Consider the following 15,853-nt stretch of genomic DNA (forward strand, 5'->3'; position numbering starts at 1 on the left):
TTTAGTAAGAGACAAATTATAATCGTTATGTTTTGATATGCATAACGCAATTTAATAAGAATCATCTAGCTTTCACTTATGTTTTTCAAACCATTAAGAAATAAAATCAAATAAAATTTTTGACACATTTATTATTAATCGTAATATTGCAATATACAAATAAGACAATGGGCTTAGCCAAAACAGAAATATTTACGGACAAACAAAACGAGATTGCACAATACGCGAAGGTGTTCGGACACCCTGCCCGTGTCGCCATTCTTCAGTATTTGTACAAGCTGAACGCATGTGTTTGCGGTGATTTGGTAGATGAAATTGGTTTGGCGCAACCCACTATTTCTCAACATTTAAAGGAGTTAAAAAACTTAGGCCTCATCAAGGGAAATGTTGAAGGAACCAGCGTTTGTTACTGTATTGATGTTGATAATTGGAAGAAAATGAAAAACGTAATGTCAGATTTCTTGAATCAAGATCTCAACCAAAAGGATTGTTGTTAAAAAAATTTAATATCATTAATCGTAATATTGCAATAAATATAGGGATATGAAATTAGAAGAAGTTAAATCAGTATTGACCCAATTGGACACCATAGCGTTTCAATTACCGAATGGGGATTTGGTTCCCAATCATTTTCATGTGACCGAAGTAGGTAAAATCACCAAGCATTTTATTGACTGCGGTGGAACAGTTCGAAACGAGGAGGTGGTCAACTTTCAACTTTGGAACGCCGATGATTACGACCATAGACTTCATCCAGAGAAATTGGTCCATATTATAGAATTGTCCCAAAAAACGTTGGGCTTCGGCAATCTAGACGTAGAAGTGGAATACCAAGGGCAGACCATTGAAAAATTTGACCTTGATTTTGACGGAACCAACTTTCTATTGACCACCAAACAAACGGATTGTTTGGCCAAAGACAATTGTGGCATCCCAGCCGAAAAGCCCAAAGTAAAATTATCCGAATTACAAAACACTCCAACCTGCGCTCCTGGAAGTGGATGCTGCTAAAACCCTACCTATGGCACTTTTTGAAAATTTAAACCAATTTGTTTCCGATTTGGATACAACATCCATTGCTGCGGAAAGAAAACTTACCTTATCACCACTTGTGGAGTATATTCAGGAAAAATTGGATAAGGACCAATCCATCCGACTGAATTTAATCTGCACACATAACTCGCGAAGAAGTCATTTATCACAAGTTTGGGCGCAGACCATGGCGCATCATTTTGGGATTAATAATGTGAACTGTTATTCTGGGGGAACAGAAGCCACTGCCCTATTTCCGATGGTGGCTTCAACTTTAGCAAGCGCTGGGTTTGAAATAAACATGCTCTCCGAAGGAAAAAACCCTGTGTATGGCATCAAGTTTTCCGAAAACGAATACCCTGTCATCTGTTTTTCCAAACGAATGGATGATGATTTCAACCCAAAATCAGATTTTGCGGCCATTATGACCTGTTCCCAAGCTGATGAGGGCTGTCCGTTCGTTCCCGGTGCAGAAAAACGCATACCTATCACCTACGACGAACCCAAAGCATTTGATGGCACACCGGAACAAGCCGAAAAATATAAGGAGCGAAGCTTACAAATCGCAACTGAAATGTTTTATGTCTTTTCCCAAATTCAGAAATAATGGCGATTAAAAAATTAAGCTTTTTAGATAAAAACCTTACCCTTTGGATTTTTGTCGCCATGGCGGTAGGAGTCGGAATCGGTTATTTTTTTCCAAGCTTCCCCGATTTCGTCAACGAATTCAGTAGTGGCACAACCAATATCCCCATTGCCATTGGATTGATTTTAATGATGTACCCTCCCTTGGCCAAGGTAAAATATTCCTTGCTACCCAAGGTTTTTCAAAACACCAAGATCCTTTCCATATCCCTGTTCTTAAATTGGATTGTTGGCCCAATTTTAATGTTTGCATTGGCAATTATTTTTTTGAGGGATTATCCCGAATATATGGTCGGGCTTATTTTAATTGGGTTGGCTCGTTGCATTGCCATGGTGTTGGTGTGGAACGATCTGGCCGAAGGAAGCAGCGAATATGGTGCCGGTTTGGTGGCACTGAACAGTATTTTTCAGGTTTTTGCCTATAGTTTTTATGCTTGGATCTTCATCACCGTACTCCCACCCTATTTTGGGTTTGAAGGTGCTATTGTTGACATATCCATTGGCACTATCGCAGAGAGTGTGGCCATTTACCTAGGGATCCCTTTTTTAATGGGAATTTTGAGTCGTCAAATCCTGGTGAAATCTAAGGGCGAGACTTGGTACACCAAAAAGTTTATTCCTGCTATTTCTCCCATAACCTTGATTGCTCTTTTGTTTACCATTGTGATCATGTTTTCCTTAAAAGGTGAATTGATTGTGGAGATTCCTTTGGATGTATTGATCATTGCAGTTCCATTGTTGATCTATTTTGCTTTGATGTTTATTATTGGTTTTTTCACCACAAAAGCCATGGGGGCCGAATACGACAAAACTGCTGCAGTCGCCTTCACGGCCGCGGGAAACAACTTTGAGCTGGCCATTGCCGTTGCCATTGCTGTTTTTGGTTTGAATTCCGGACAGGCATTTACAGGGGTAATTGGGCCATTGGTAGAAGTACCAGCATTGATTTTATTGGTAAAAGTTTCATTCTGGCTAAAGAAAAAATATTTCACACCTAAAAAAGTAGAAGTCCAAGGTTAAATCACCATTTTAAAAATTCATGGAGTTTAGTAAATTCGACTACACTAAAATTTCAAACAAACTAAACTCATTATGACTAAAACAATAGCTTTTCTTGGATTATTGGCATTACTACTGTCCTGCAATTCAAAAAAGGACAATACCCAACGTGAACTTGGCTTGGTTTACAATGTTTTAAGGGATTTTGACATTGAGAACTATGAGATTTTTTCAATGAACCTCGATGGGTCCAACAAAAAAAACATTACCGACCTGTACCCTGTGGATTGGACCTATTATTCTTATGAAGATACCTTGTATTTTATTTCTGATAGAGGAGCGTGCAAACGTTGTTATTTTTTGTACAAAAGCAACTTTAATGGAGAAAACGTTCAAAAAGTTAGTGATCTGGAGTTGGCTGATAGCTGGATGAGCAGCAGAAAGAATGGCACCGAACTTATCGTAAAGCCCAAGCTGATAACAGAATCTACATTTTACATTCTAAACCAAAATGGAGAGATCATAGATCGATTGGACACAAAACTAGCTTTTGCTGCTGATCCCTTGTTTGTAAATAATGGAAAACAAGTCGTTTTTAGAGGCGGAAAAACAGTTCGCAAAGAGATTAACGGTTTTAATGAAGAGCTTTACATTATTGATGTGGATGGAAAAAATCGAAAGCAACTTACTCATTATCCCGAAAAAGACTCTACCGCTGGAAAGTATGAGTATAGGGCCGGTGCCCCAAGACTACACCCAACCGAAAACTTTGTTACATATCAAAGTAAGCAAAATGGCAAGTATAGTTTATATGCCGTTAGTTTGGATGGGAGCAAAACATGGAAGTTGACAGAAAATGCTCAAAACGAGGGTTGGCATGATTGGAGTCCCGATGGCAAGTGGTTGGCCATTGAACTTTTCGACGATGAACAAACACAATTTCATATTGGCTTGATGAATTGGGACACCAAGGAAATGAAAATCTTGACCGACGATACCTTCAAGTATCAACAAGCTCCGAACTTTATCTACAAAGATTAAATTGTAGGTTACACAAGTGCTTTTTATCTATAAAATCAATTTTTCTTGTCATTGGGGTAGGGTTTATTCCACCTAACTTGTTTATTTGGTAGAAATCGCACAGGGATAATTCTGCCCTGAAAAATTTTAAAAACCCCATACTATGAGAACAAAGATTTTTAGCAGTTTATTTGCCGTAATGACCTTATTTTTTGTAAGCTGCTCCGATGATGAAGGAAACGGAGGAAATCCACAAGGAACAGGCACGCTTTCTGTGCAAATGACCGACGCTCCTTTTCCTTATGAATTAATTGCAGAAGCAAACGTTACCGTGTATAAAGTAGAGGCTCGTCGCGTTTCCGAAGACGATGATGATGATGCCCTTACTACAAGCCCGTACATAACCTTGATGGAAGAAGAAATAGAAACAAACCTATTGGAACTGACCAATGGATTGACTCTTCAATTGGCAGAAATTGAGGTTCCTGTTGGGACTTATGATCAGGTTCGCGTATACGTTAAGGGCGTAAATGTAGTTTTAACCGATGGAACGGTTTATGAGCTAAAGGTTCCCAGTGGTGACTCATCCGGAATTAAAGTATTTATAGACCCAGGAATTACTGTAGTAGGCGGTTTATCTTCCGATTTATTACTGGATTTCGATGTAAGTCGCTCATTTGTGGCAAAAGGCAATATTAGCACAGCCGCAGAAATAAGCGGGTTCAATTTCAAACCTGTAATCAAGGCCAGTAATCTTTCCACTGCCGGTACACTTTCAGGAAATGTTAGCACTGTTGAAGAGGAAACTCAAATTGGCCTTTTTGGTGCACAAGTTTCTGTATTTGCAGCGGATACGCTCAACACGACTTCATTTACCGATCCAGATGGTAATTATGCCATTCTAGGTCTGGAAGCCGGTACTTACGAAGTAGTTTCCGAGTTTGATGGCTTTATTGCAAGTGATACCATAGAAGTACAAATAAATGCTGCGAACGTTACGACCCAAGATTTTATTCTTGAAGTAGATCCAGATGCAGCTACTGAAGAAGAAACAACAGAAGGCGGAAATTAACATTCCCGAACACAAACAAATTAAAGAAGAAAAAGCCAGGATATATCCTGGCTTTTTTTATTAGAAATCATCTTTCTTTCATGTAATTATCGACAAATTCGATTAAATCCTCTCCATGTAAGTTTTTTGCTAGTACCCTACCCTCCTCATTCAGTAAGAAATTGGCCGGAATAGTTTTTAAGCGAAAGGCATCCATCAAGGGGTTTTGGTCTCCCAATAAGTGTGAAGCATGTAACCAGCGGTAGGCTCCATCTTTTTTTACGGCATTGTTCCACGCCTTTTCACTGCTTTCCAAACCATATGCCACAATCTGAAAACCAGCTGCATTGTATTTCTCCCATAAAGGAAGTAGCACCTTTCTATTTTCCATCCTACACGGCGCACACCATGATGCCCAAACATCCAGCAACACCAATCTTTGATTCTCAATCAAGGACTGTAACCGTACCTCTCGCCCATTTTCCATAGGAAGGAGTAAATCAGGAACTTGATCTCCTATCAAAATGGGTAAATTTTCCTTGTCGGCCATCGAACCCAACTCTTTAGTCCAAGGATGCTCCGGATACAATTTCCTCCATTTTTCGGATTGATCGTACAGCAATTCGGCAATTCGCTCGTAGTTTCCTTCCGGGCTGGCCCAGCGAAGAGCGACCATTGCAGGGAAGAATTCATCAGTGTCATCTGCAAAGTCCATCAATTGCTTTTGGTATTCAACAAGCCTCTTTTCACGTTCCAGTAAACCTTCATCCGAAGCTTCTTCTATTGACTGATTTTTCAACTGTTTTTGATAGGCTTTCAAACGTAAATCCCTCAATTCAATCATTTTACCATTGATAAGCGAAGGCTCCTCCAACGAAAAAGAGGCCTGAAATTGGGATATCTTGGCATTCACCTTGATGCTTTTTTCCGATTCATACACCAACGGAAAGTAATTATCCGTTTCTGGATTTTCGTTCAATAATTTATTTGCATATTTTTCTCCGCTCCTCTGAACCACTATCTCCAGCAATACAGGAGCTTTCATTTCAGGTGGATTTGTAAACTCAAAGCTTCCACTCTCATCAATTTGGGCCGAATCCAATACCTTACCAACAAAACTTTGGGCCACAGCATCAAATTTTTCGGGAACAACCAGGTATACCATAGGTTTCCAATCTTCACCACCCTCCAAATCTATGGTCCCGGACAACCATGCTTCCTTGGAACAGGATTGCATCAAAAACAGGAAAAGCAAAGAGAATTTGAGTAAATTTTTCATGTCAGTAAAATTAACCAATTCCCCATTTGATATGATGACTTTGGTCAACCTTAAAAATTAGGCTACATATCAATATGCATTTAATTGTTGCCATTCAGTTAGTTACCATAGAATAGCCCGACCAAACCAATGTCAAATTCAATCAGTTAAAAAATGAAAACAAAATCAATTGTAAATGCACTACTCAAAATTATCCCGGCCGTAATTTTATTGCAGACATTGTTCTTTAAATTTTCAGCAGCACCAGAATCCGTCTACATATTCGAGCAACTAAATCTGGAGCCTTGGGGAAGAATAGGCCTCGGAATAATTGAATTGATTGTAGCGGTTCTCATATTAATTCCCAAAACAACTTGCCTTGGGGCTTTGTTGGGCATTGGTATTATGCTCGGTGCCCTATTTTCGCATCTGACCAAATTAGGTGTAGTGGTCCAAGATGATGGCGGCACTCTTTTTATTTTAGCCCTGGTTACCTTACTATTCTGCCTAGTTTTAGCTTGGCAACGACGTTACAACATACCATTTATCAAAAATTTGTTCTGAATTAAGTCCATCCTTGTCCGATACGGCCCTATTTTTACTTTAAATTTTGAAAATGGACGAGAAGAAAGCATCCAACGAATTATCTTGGAGCGATTTTACTAAAGTAGAGATGCGGGTTGGAACCATATTGGAAGCCGAAGTGTTTGAAGAAGCTAGAAATCCTGCATATAAAATGATCATAGACTTTGGAACTATCGGAAAAAGAAAAACCTCTGCCCAAATCACAGATCTATATACTACCAACGAACTTGTAGGGAAACAGGTGGTTGCTGTGGTCAACTTTCCACCAAAACAAATTGCCAATATGATGAGCGAATGTTTGGTTCTTGGTGGTATCGGAAAAAACAAAGAAATAACCCTCCTACAACCGGAACGAAATATTGAAAACGGCACCCGAATCGGATAAGATTTTATTCTGCTAATTCTTCCTTCTTCTCCGCGGTTTTGGACATGGAAAGGGAGGCGTAAACTTTATCCAAAATTTCGGGTTTGTCCGTAAGCACCACCAACGTATCATCAGCTTCGATAATGGTAGAGCCATTTGGTGTAAGATAGTTACCATTGCGTTGAATCATGGCGATAATGGCCTTTTTGGGAAAATCCAAGTTTACGATTTTTTCCCCAGTGGCAGGACAAGCCCCACTGATGGTTATCTCTTTCATAATTGCTTTTGGATGTTCCGACAAGAGTTCATCCGTAGGAGAAAGTGGTTTGGCACTCTCGGGCAATCCCACATGCAACCATTTGGCCACAATGGACAAGGTACTCCCCTGAATCAATACAGAGGTTATCGAAACAAAGAAAACAATATTGAATATGATACTTGCCTTGTCGATGCCCGCCAACAACGGATACGTAGCAAACACAATGGGCACAGCCCCTCTTAATCCCACCCAAGAAATGTAAAACCTTCGTCTTAACTTCATTCGAAATGGCAGCAAAGAAAGCATTACCGCCAAGGGGCGTGCAACAAAAATCAAGAAAAGCGAAATTAACAGCCCTATTCCAATAAACGGAACAATCTGGGTTGGAAATACCAATAGCCCCAATGTAAGGAACAATACGATTTGCATGAGCCATGCCAGCCCATCGAACATTCGCATAATGGTTTTTTTATGAATCAGGTTTTGGTTGCCCAAATAGACGGAACATATGTAGATGGCCAAAAATCCATTTCCTCCAATAAAATCCGTTGCCGAAAAGGTAATGAACATCAACGCTATGGTCAATACTGGATAAAGCCCTTCAAAATCCAACTGTATTCTGTTGATGATTATCTTGCTCAATTTGCCAAACAGGAAACCGGCCGCGCCGCCCAATGCCATTTGTAGAAAAAACATGGGCAATACCGACAAAATATTCCTTTCCGGAAACTGCACTAGGGTCAAAAATGCAATGGTAAGCACGTAGGCCATGGGGTCGTTACTACCACTTTCCAGCTCCAACGTAGGCCTAAGGTTCTTTTTTAATGCCAGATTCTTGCCCCGGAGTATAGAGAAAACTGCAGCGGCATCGGTAGAGGAGACAATGGCGCCCAACAATAAACTTTCGTAAATACTGAAGTCAGTAATCAAATACACAAAATATCCCAAACCTACGGCAGTTAGTAAAACCCCAATAGTTGAAAGTACTATGCCTTCTTTAAGTACAGGCTTTACGGATTGCCAGTTGGTATCGAGACCACCTGAGAAAAGAATAAAGTTCAATGAAACCACCCCAACGAACTGGGCAATCTTTGGATTATCAAAATAAATACCTCCAATACCATCCGAGCCGGCCAACATACCAATGGTCAAAAACAATAATAAGGTAGGAATACCAAAACGGTAGCTTGTTTTGCCCGCCAAAATACTGATCAGAAGAAGTACCGAACCTATTAAGATGATATTTTCAATAGTGATATTCATTTTAGGCAGGCTTTCTAGTTTGAGGTAATTATTATAAAATATTTGAAGGATAGCTCCTTATAATATAGATACATCTTTCAAAAAGCGAAGTTAACTCAATTTGTCCGATATGTGAAGATGTAAGACACTACGATTACCATCAGAATGAATGTAATTGATATTGATTTTGACCAAATTGAACCTGATTTACAGAAAATAAAATAGGCCGATTAAAACACAAAAAAGACCGTTTAACTGCATTTTTGACGTTCACCACATGTTAATCATCTAAAAAATATTCGATGAAATGCACTTTTTAGTCGTTAAAAGTAAAAACCTATGAAAAATTGATAAGTATTCGCCATCAATCTTTTTGATCTTTGCTATGTATTAACCCCCAAATCTATACATCATGACACGTTCAACTTTTTACAGCCTAATTGTTTCAGTTACAATATTAGCCGGTCAAACTACATTTGCCCAGGCAGACGAAAAAATGATCAACGAGACTATGGATGGTAGTGTTTCCACCATTGATGGATACGTACCTTCCATGTCTGTTACCAAAGATGGCAAAACGGCCTACTTTAGCAAGGGTACCTACGAAAAACCACTTTACGGTGTGTTTTCTAAAAAAGAATTGATTTATCATGTTTATCGTGCCGAGAAAGTTAACGGCGAATGGACCAATGTAACTCAACTAGAGGTATGTCCTAAACACTATTCCGCCAAACACCCTACGGTTACAGCCGATGGATCTCGCTTGTTCTTTGCCTCCAATATGAAAGGTAGCTATGGTAAATATGACATTTATGTAGCTGATATTGCTGCAGATGGAACCCCTGGTGTTTCCAAAAATCTTGGCCCAAAGGTAAATACCAAAGAAGATGAGCTTTACCCAAGCATTTACAACGAAACCTTGTTGTTCTTCGCTTCTGAAGGGAGAGATGGTTACGGTGGATTGGACCTTTATGCCTCACAGGTGGTAAAGAACACGCTTACCACATCCGTAAACTTGGGTGCCCACATTAACAGCAACAGTGACGACTACGCCATTCAATTGAGCCCAGAGAAGAAAATGGGGTTTGTAGTATCCAATAGAGGATTCAACAATACTGTATCACAATATACTGTGGCATATGGACGTTCAAGTAATCGGGATCAGTACAACGATGTTGCTGATGGAGATACAGGACTCCAAACTGTTATGAACGATGACACCAACGAATATGCAGGTGCATCTTTCCAAGACGAAGAATAGAATACATTAAAATAAAATACTTATTGAATCGGTCAATAAACCTGAAGTGTCTTGTGATGCTGTTTCATAGCCGAATTTTGAGACACTCATGACCATGATAAGAAAGACAGGGGGAAACTGACAGACTATCATAGAAAGCGGGTTGTATTATTTCAATCTGACCGATTTACACCAAGAATAGGATGCTGATGGGACGGCATCCTATTTTTTTGTTTAAAATTCTGATATACAATTAATTGAGAGCAAATCACACTACCCCTTATCCTACTATTCTGAATTAAAAGGTTTCGACAAAAGTGCATTTGAACGAAAACCACTACAAAAATTCTGCTCAATAGTTAAAAAATTCTAAATTCACTATTGAAATAATACAATCCCAAATCTATTAAGTCATGAACAAGAACTACAACACAAGAAAAAAAGGCGTCCCAAAACCTCTTTTCACCTTACTTTTTTGATGAGGTAAAACCTCAACTCAACACAAATTTTAGCAACCAATCCCATAAGGGATTGTACCCATTTTTGAAGTAAACTTAAATGGAACATTGATTGGTATAGCTTTTCCCAAAGGCAATACGGTTAGTTTCAATATTAGTTTATCCCAACTTCAACTATGCGGAGAAGGACTCCCATGTCCAAAAACTTAACCTACAGAACAAATGATGTAACAGTATTAATCCCCAAATCTTTCTTATCATGGAAAAAAAACCATTAAAAATTGCCATCATCGACAATGATGGTACTATCGGCGGCATTTACAATCAATACTTTGAAGAAAACAATCAGTACGAACTCCATGGAACCTACAGTTCCGTACACGAGCTCTTATCCAATTTTGGACGTAGCCATCCAGATATTATAATCTGTGAAGCAATGCTAAACGGTATTTCAGGCATAGATGGCCTTGATTATTTTTACCGAAAAAACAAAGACCTTAAGGTATTGATGATGAGTAAAATGAACGATTTCAAACTCATCAAAGAGGCTTTTAAAAAAGGAGCGAGTGGCTACCTTATCAAACCGATAACCAAGGATAGATTGTTCAATGCTTTGGAGGCACTTGACCAGCATGGAATTGCTTTGGAACTGGATGTAGCGAAAAAAATCATCGACTCGTTCCAATCAAAATCTTTTGAGGCTTTTTCCAAAAAGGAGAACGAAATCATAGAGCTCCTTACCCAAGGATTCACCTATAAAATGATTGCGGACAAGCTTTTTGTTACGCCCAGCGCGGTCAATTTTCACATTCAGAACATTTATGTTAAACTGAACGTAAATTCAAAATCAGAAGCTTTACGGAAGCTCAAAGAAATGGAAATGCAACAGTTGAACGCGGCATAAGTTGAAGATTCCACTAAACAAAAAACCCTGACCAAATGGTCAGGGTTTTTTTATCTATTTAAAGTAATATAAATTATTTCACTTCTTCGAAGTCAACATCCTCTACGTTATCACCTTCGGATTCACCGTTGGCAGCACCATCACCACTAGCTGTATCTCCCGTAGCACCCGCAGCACCACCCTGTGCTTCAGCTTGCGCTTTGTACATTTCTTCGGAAGCAACTTTCCAAGCTTCGTTGATTTTATCCAAAGCTGGTGTAATCACCGCTAAATCCTTGCTTTCATAAGCTTTCTTCAACTCTTCCAAAGCATCTTCGATTGGCTTTTTCTTGTCATCGGACAATTTATCCCCAAACTCGCTCAATTGCTTTTCTGTTTGGAAAATCATTGCATCAGCCTCGTTCAACTTATCAGCTGTTTCCTTCGCTTTTTTATCTGATTCGGCATTTGCCTCGGCCTCGGCCTTCATCTTTTGGATTTCTTCCTCGGTGAGACCAGAAGAAGCTTCGATTCGGATATCTTGCGATTTGCCAGTAGCTTTATCTGTTGCAGAAACCTTAATGATACCGTTGGCATCAATATCAAAGGTCACTTCAATTTGAGGTGTACCTCTTGGCGCTGGTGGAATACCGTCCAAATGGAACCTTCCAATAGTTTTGTTATCAGCCGCCATAGGCCTTTCCCCTTGCAGTACGTGGATTTCAACCGAAGGTTGATTATCCGCAGCTGTAGAGAATACCTGTGATTTCTTGGTCGGAATGGTTGTGTTTGCCTCAATCAACTTGGTAAACACGCTTCCCATGGTTTCGATACCCAAAGAAAGTGGGGTTACATCCAACAAGAGTACGTCTTTTACATCCCCTGTCAATACACCACCTTGAATAGCGGCACCAATGGCAACAACCTCATCTGGGTTTACACCTTTGGATGGTTTTTTACCGAAGAACTTCTCAACGGCTTCCTGTACCGCAGGGATACGGGTAGAACCACCTACCAAGATAATCTCATCAATATCGCTTTTGGACAATCCTGCAGCCTTCAATGCTTTTTCGCACGGGTCGATTGTTCTTTTCACCAAATCGGCGATTAATTGCTCAAATTTGGAGCGCGACAATGTTCTTACCAAGTGCTTTGGTCCTGAAGCAGTAGCTGTAACATAAGGCAAGTTGATTTCTGTCTGTGCAGAAGAAGACAACTCGATTTTTGCCTTTTCAGCAGCTTCCCTCAAACGTTGCAATGCCATTGGGTCTTCACGAAGGTCCATATCCTCATCCTTCTTGAACTCTTCCGCCAACCAATCAATGATTTTTTGGTCAACGTCGTCACCACCCAAGTGAGTATCACCATCCGTAGCCAAAACTTCGAATACTCCGTCACCCAATTCCAAAATGGAAACGTCATGTGTACCGCCACCAAAGTCGAATACTACAATCTTTTGTTCAGTATCCTTTTTATCAAGTCCGTATGCCAAAGATGCGGCAGTTGGTTCGTTGATAATACGTTCCACGGTAAGGCCTGCAATTTCACCTGCTTCTTTGGTAGCCTGTCTTTGTGAATCGTTAAAATATGCAGGAACGGTAATTACCGCTCTGGTTACATCTTGTCCCAAGTAATCCTCTGCGGTCTTCTTCATTTTTTGAAGAATCATGGCAGACAATTCCTGTGGAGTGTACAAACGACCGTCCACGTCCACACGTGGCGTGTCATTGTCACCCTTTACTACTTTATAAGGAACCCTTGTGGCCTCCTTGCTGGATTCTGAGTATTTATTACCCATAAATCGCTTAATGGAATAAATTGTTTTGTGAGGGTTGGTCACGGCCTGTCTTTTTGCAGGATCTCCAACCTTGATTTCCCCACCATCAACAAATGCGATCATCGATGGAGTGGTTCGTTTACCTTCAGCATTTGGAATTACTACAGGCTCGTTACCTTCCATTACAGAGACGCAGGAGTTGGTCGTACCTAAGTCTATACCTATAATCTTGCTCATCGTATCTAAAAGTTATATCTGTTTAAAAATTCTATTTTGTTTCGCTCTTAAAATGTCAATGATTATGCCACGACAGAGAATCTGACAAGGTGTCATATTATTGCCAAAACCTCTACATACCTTGATTCCGTTGAGGATACCATAATCAATATTAAAAACCCGCCCCCTATATTTAAATATTCGCATTTTAATCCCTTTTAGCTTCCTATATTTGAAACCATAAATTGAGTTTATGGAGTGCATTAGTGTGTTTGATATGCTTAAAATCGGCGTTGGCCCTTCCAGTTCCCATACCCTTGGACCGTGGCGTGCCGCAGAACGTTGGATTGCCGAGCTTGAAGAAGAGCAAGTTTTTAATCATGTACAATCCATTAAGATATACTTGTACGGCTCACTTTGCCTCACCGGAAAAGGGCATGCAACAGATATTGCCGTAGTGATGGGGTTATTGGGAACAGACCCTGTAACCATTGATATTGACAGTATTTCAGGAAGTATTGACAGAATTAAAGCCGAAAACAAACTCAACTTTGGCAATAAACGAACAATACCGTTCAGTTTTACAGATGACATCATTTTCAAGAAAGAGTTCCTTCCCTTCCATGCCAACGCCATTAAGTTTGAAGCTGAATTGACCGGAAAGGAAACAACTTCCGAAACCTACTATTCCATAGGCGGAGGTTTTGTGGTAAAGGAAGAGCGCATTCATGCAAAGGAGAACAAAGAAACCTTTAAAACATTTCCTCATCCCGTTAAGACTGGGGATGAATTGCTACAACATTGCAATGCACAAGATAAATCCATCTCCACCATTGTGATGGAAAACGAACTATCACTAAGGACCGAGGATGAAATTGATAAGGGAATCAAACAAATCTGGAACACCATGTTGGAAAGCATGTACGTGGGCTGCCATACCGAAGGTAAACTCCCCGGTGGGTTGAACGTGAAACGACGTGCTTACGAGATGCATCAAAAACTTAAGGGCAATGTATCCTACTCCAATCCGCAGGAGTGGTTGGAAAGTATTCGGGATACAGAGGTTAAATTCCGACAGATCATTAAATGGGTGAGCTGTTTTGCCCTCAGCGTCAACGAGGTGAATGCCTCCTTGGGACGAGTGGTCACTGCCCCGACCAATGGAAGTGCCGGTGTAATCCCAGCTGTATTAATGTACTACATGGTCATAGAAAACCACGATGCCAATTTTGATGATGTAAAACAATTTTTATTAGTGGCGAGCGAAGTGGGAAGCATTTTTAAAAAAGGTGCCACTATCTCTGCAGCCATGGGTGGTTGCCAAGCAGAAATAGGGGTTTCTTCCGCCATGGCGGCAGCGGGATTAACAGAGTTGATGGGCGGCACTCCCGAACAGGTATTGATTGCTGCTGAAATCGCTATGGAGCATCATTTGGGTCTTACCTGCGACCCCATCGGTGGCCTGGTACAAGTACCTTGTATAGAACGTAATGCCATGGGGGCCATTAAAGCTATCAATGCAGCGGAATTGGCACTGGATACGGACCCAAGCGAGGTGAAAGTACCTTTGGATAAAGTAGTAAATACCATGTGGGAAACAGCAAAAGATATGAGCTCCAAATACAAGGAGACTTCTGAAGGAGGACTTGCGGTAGGTGTATTCTTGAGTGATTGTTAAAATGAATATACAACCATTAACATAAAATGATATAAAATGATCAACCTTAAAAATATCACATTAGGATGCGTCCTGCTCATTTCAAATTTATCTTTTTCACAAAAAATCAAACCAGAAGAGGTTAAGGCCACAATGAGGAAAGTTGCAGATTGGCAAATTGACCATTATCGGGACGCTTATACTTACGACAAACCTCACCATCCTCTAAATTGGACAAATGGCGCTCTCTACGTTGGTATGGTAAAGTGGGCTGCAATGGCGGAAAATGACAAATACTATGTATGGCTAAAAACCATAGGTGAATTGAACGATTGGAAGCTAAACGACCGAATCTACCATGCAGATGACCATACTGTAGGACAATTTTATTTGGAACTATATAAAAAGTATAATGATAAAAAAATGTTGGACCCCACAAAAGAGCAGTTCGATTTTATTATGTTCCATCCGGCCAAAACTTCATTGAATTGGCGAAGCCCATACCATCAATCTCGTTGGAATTGGTGTGATGCACTCTTCATGTCCCCACCTGTTTGGGCAAAATTATACAACATCACAGAAGAGAGGAAATACCTTGATTTTATGATGGATGAATTCAAGGCTACTACCGATTTTCTATTTGATGAGAAAGAGAGTTTATATTATCGTGACGAAAGTTACATGGGTAAACTTGATAATGGAGCCAAAATATTTTGGTCAAGGGGCAATGGTTGGGTTTTTGCTGGCTTGGCAAACATTATGGGCGAACTGGAACCAGAGAGTTCCGAATATCTTTATTTTAAGGGCATATTTGAAAAAATGGCCGCCAAACTGTTGAAGATACAGACCCCTGATGGCCATTGGGCAATGAGTTTACTGGCACAGAAATTTTACCCTACTCCAGAAACAAGTGGCACTTCGTTTAATGTATATGGCCTTGCTTGGGGCATTAATACTGGTATTTTGGATAAAGAAACCTATGGGCCAGCTGTTGAAAAAGCATGGAATGCATTGGTTAGCTACGTCAACGAAGAGGGAATGTTGGGATATGTTCAACCTATTGGTGCCGCTCCTGGAAAAGCATGGCCAGACAAAACCGAAGTGTACGGCGCAGGAGCCTTTCTCAGTGCAGGTTCAGAGGTGTATAAATTATACGGGGGCAAATAA

15 protein-coding genes are annotated in these 15,853 nt (G+C 40.2%); 12 read left to right on the plus strand and 3 right to left on the minus strand.

Features of this window, described 5'->3' with window-relative positions:
* The first annotated feature begins 167 nt into the window (after positions 1 to 167).
* The 6 genes from GUA46_RS08570 to GUA46_RS08595 all read left to right on the plus strand — a co-directional run bounded on the left by GUA46_RS08570 (position 168) and on the right by GUA46_RS08595 (position 4,768).
* A complete protein-coding gene (locus tag GUA46_RS08570; RefSeq protein WP_108246182.1) occupies positions 168 to 497 on the plus strand; it encodes an ArsR/SmtB family transcription factor in 330 nt (109 codons plus the stop codon).
* 46 nt (positions 498 to 543) lie between these two features.
* The gene (locus tag GUA46_RS08575) at positions 544 to 1,011 is read left to right on the plus strand and encodes a DUF6428 family protein (RefSeq protein ID WP_176620143.1); all 468 of its coding nucleotides are present in this window, start codon (positions 544 to 546) and stop codon (positions 1,009 to 1,011) included.
* 10 nt (positions 1,012 to 1,021) lie between these two features.
* A complete protein-coding gene (locus GUA46_RS08580) occupies positions 1,022 to 1,639 on the plus strand; it encodes an arsenate-mycothiol transferase ArsC (RefSeq protein ID WP_176620144.1) in 618 nt (205 codons plus the stop codon).
* Complete coding sequence (gene arsB, locus GUA46_RS08585; protein WP_218109532.1) at positions 1,639 to 2,697, plus strand: ACR3 family arsenite efflux transporter; 1,059 nt, start codon at positions 1,639 to 1,641, stop codon at positions 2,695 to 2,697. Before GUA46_RS08580 ends, arsB begins: the two co-directional genes overlap by 1 nt.
* Before the next feature lie 72 nt (positions 2,698 to 2,769).
* Positions 2,770 to 3,717: a TolB family protein gene (locus tag GUA46_RS08590; protein WP_108246186.1), complete on the plus strand. Its 948-nt coding sequence runs from the start codon at positions 2,770 to 2,772 to the stop codon at positions 3,715 to 3,717.
* Positions 3,718 to 3,859: 142 nt separating this feature from the next.
* Positions 3,860 to 4,768, plus strand: a complete 909-nt coding sequence (locus GUA46_RS08595) for a DUF4382 domain-containing protein (RefSeq protein WP_176620145.1) — start codon at positions 3,860 to 3,862, stop codon at positions 4,766 to 4,768.
* Positions 4,769 to 4,835: 67 nt separating this feature from the next.
* Here the strand turns inward: GUA46_RS08595 and GUA46_RS08600 are convergent, their stop codons facing one another.
* Positions 4,836 to 6,026, minus strand: a complete 1,191-nt coding sequence (locus GUA46_RS08600) for a TlpA family protein disulfide reductase (protein WP_176620146.1) — start codon at positions 6,024 to 6,026, stop codon at positions 4,836 to 4,838.
* A gap of 153 nt (positions 6,027 to 6,179) precedes the next feature.
* On the opposite strand from GUA46_RS08600, the gene GUA46_RS08605 reads away from it, so the two are divergent.
* The gene (locus GUA46_RS08605; RefSeq protein WP_176620147.1) at positions 6,180 to 6,569 is read left to right on the plus strand and encodes a DoxX family protein; all 390 of its coding nucleotides are present in this window, start codon (positions 6,180 to 6,182) and stop codon (positions 6,567 to 6,569) included.
* A gap of 52 nt (positions 6,570 to 6,621) precedes the next feature.
* Complete coding sequence (locus tag GUA46_RS08610; protein ID WP_176620148.1) at positions 6,622 to 6,975, plus strand: tRNA-binding protein; 354 nt, start codon at positions 6,622 to 6,624, stop codon at positions 6,973 to 6,975.
* 4 nt (positions 6,976 to 6,979) lie between these two features.
* Here the strand turns inward: GUA46_RS08610 and GUA46_RS08615 are convergent, their stop codons facing one another.
* Complete coding sequence (locus GUA46_RS08615) at positions 6,980 to 8,476, minus strand: potassium/proton antiporter (RefSeq protein ID WP_176620149.1); 1,497 nt, start codon at positions 8,474 to 8,476, stop codon at positions 6,980 to 6,982.
* A 391-nt stretch (positions 8,477 to 8,867) separates the two neighbouring features.
* On the opposite strand from GUA46_RS08615, the gene GUA46_RS08620 reads away from it, so the two are divergent.
* Entirely contained in the window at positions 8,868 to 9,716 is an 849-nt protein-coding gene (locus tag GUA46_RS08620) for a TolB-like translocation protein (protein WP_176620150.1), read from the plus strand.
* 696 nt (positions 9,717 to 10,412) lie between these two features.
* Positions 10,413 to 11,057 carry a response regulator transcription factor gene (locus tag GUA46_RS08625; protein WP_108246249.1) on the plus strand — a complete coding sequence of 215 codons (645 nt, stop codon included), beginning with the start codon at positions 10,413 to 10,415 and terminating at the stop codon, positions 11,055 to 11,057.
* Between the two features lie 73 nt (positions 11,058 to 11,130).
* On the opposite strand, the gene dnaK is transcribed toward GUA46_RS08625, so the two are convergent.
* A complete protein-coding gene (dnaK, locus tag GUA46_RS08630) occupies positions 11,131 to 13,050 on the minus strand; it encodes a molecular chaperone DnaK (protein WP_176620151.1) in 1,920 nt (639 codons plus the stop codon).
* A 232-nt stretch (positions 13,051 to 13,282) separates the two neighbouring features.
* Here dnaK and GUA46_RS08635 point away from each other — a divergent pair, with 232 nt between their 5' ends.
* A complete protein-coding gene (locus GUA46_RS08635) occupies positions 13,283 to 14,707 on the plus strand; it encodes an L-serine ammonia-lyase (protein ID WP_176620152.1) in 1,425 nt (474 codons plus the stop codon).
* A 36-nt stretch (positions 14,708 to 14,743) separates the two neighbouring features.
* Entirely contained in the window at positions 14,744 to 15,853 is a 1,110-nt protein-coding gene (locus GUA46_RS08640) for a glycoside hydrolase family 88/105 protein (protein ID WP_176620153.1), read from the plus strand.

The organism is Flagellimonas chongwuensis (assembly GCF_013376415.1).
In the GTDB taxonomy this organism is placed as follows: domain Bacteria; phylum Bacteroidota; class Bacteroidia; order Flavobacteriales; family Flavobacteriaceae; genus Flagellimonas; species Flagellimonas chongwuensis.

Bases quoted from the DNA above. Each gene is read 5' to 3' on its own strand.
- GUA46_RS08580 (WP_176620144.1), top strand. From the start codon at position 1,022: ATGGCACTTTTTGAAAATTTAAACCAATTTGTTTCCGATTTGGATACA.
- GUA46_RS08625 (WP_108246249.1), top strand. From the start codon at position 10,413: ATGGAAAAAAAACCATTAAAAATTGCCATCATCGACAATGATGGTACT.
- GUA46_RS08590 (WP_108246186.1), top strand. From the start codon at position 2,770: ATGACTAAAACAATAGCTTTTCTTGGATTATTGGCATTACTACTGTCC.
- GUA46_RS08570 (WP_108246182.1), top strand. From the start codon at position 168: ATGGGCTTAGCCAAAACAGAAATATTTACGGACAAACAAAACGAGATT.
- GUA46_RS08640 (WP_176620153.1), top strand. From the start codon at position 14,744: ATGATCAACCTTAAAAATATCACATTAGGATGCGTCCTGCTCATTTCA.
- GUA46_RS08605 (WP_176620147.1), top strand. From the start codon at position 6,180: ATGAAAACAAAATCAATTGTAAATGCACTACTCAAAATTATCCCGGCC.
- GUA46_RS08620 (WP_176620150.1), top strand. From the start codon at position 8,868: ATGACACGTTCAACTTTTTACAGCCTAATTGTTTCAGTTACAATATTA.
- GUA46_RS08635 (WP_176620152.1), top strand. From the start codon at position 13,283: ATGGAGTGCATTAGTGTGTTTGATATGCTTAAAATCGGCGTTGGCCCT.
- GUA46_RS08575 (WP_176620143.1), top strand. From the start codon at position 544: ATGAAATTAGAAGAAGTTAAATCAGTATTGACCCAATTGGACACCATA.
- GUA46_RS08610 (WP_176620148.1), top strand. From the start codon at position 6,622: ATGGACGAGAAGAAAGCATCCAACGAATTATCTTGGAGCGATTTTACT.
- dnaK (WP_176620151.1), bottom strand. From the start codon at position 13,050: ATGAGCAAGATTATAGGTATAGACTTAGGTACGACCAACTCCTGCGTC.
- GUA46_RS08615 (WP_176620149.1), bottom strand. From the start codon at position 8,476: ATGAATATCACTATTGAAAATATCATCTTAATAGGTTCGGTACTTCTT.
- GUA46_RS08600 (WP_176620146.1), bottom strand. From the start codon at position 6,026: ATGAAAAATTTACTCAAATTCTCTTTGCTTTTCCTGTTTTTGATGCAA.
- GUA46_RS08595 (WP_176620145.1), top strand. From the start codon at position 3,860: ATGAGAACAAAGATTTTTAGCAGTTTATTTGCCGTAATGACCTTATTT.
- arsB (WP_218109532.1), top strand. From the start codon at position 1,639: ATGGCGATTAAAAAATTAAGCTTTTTAGATAAAAACCTTACCCTTTGG.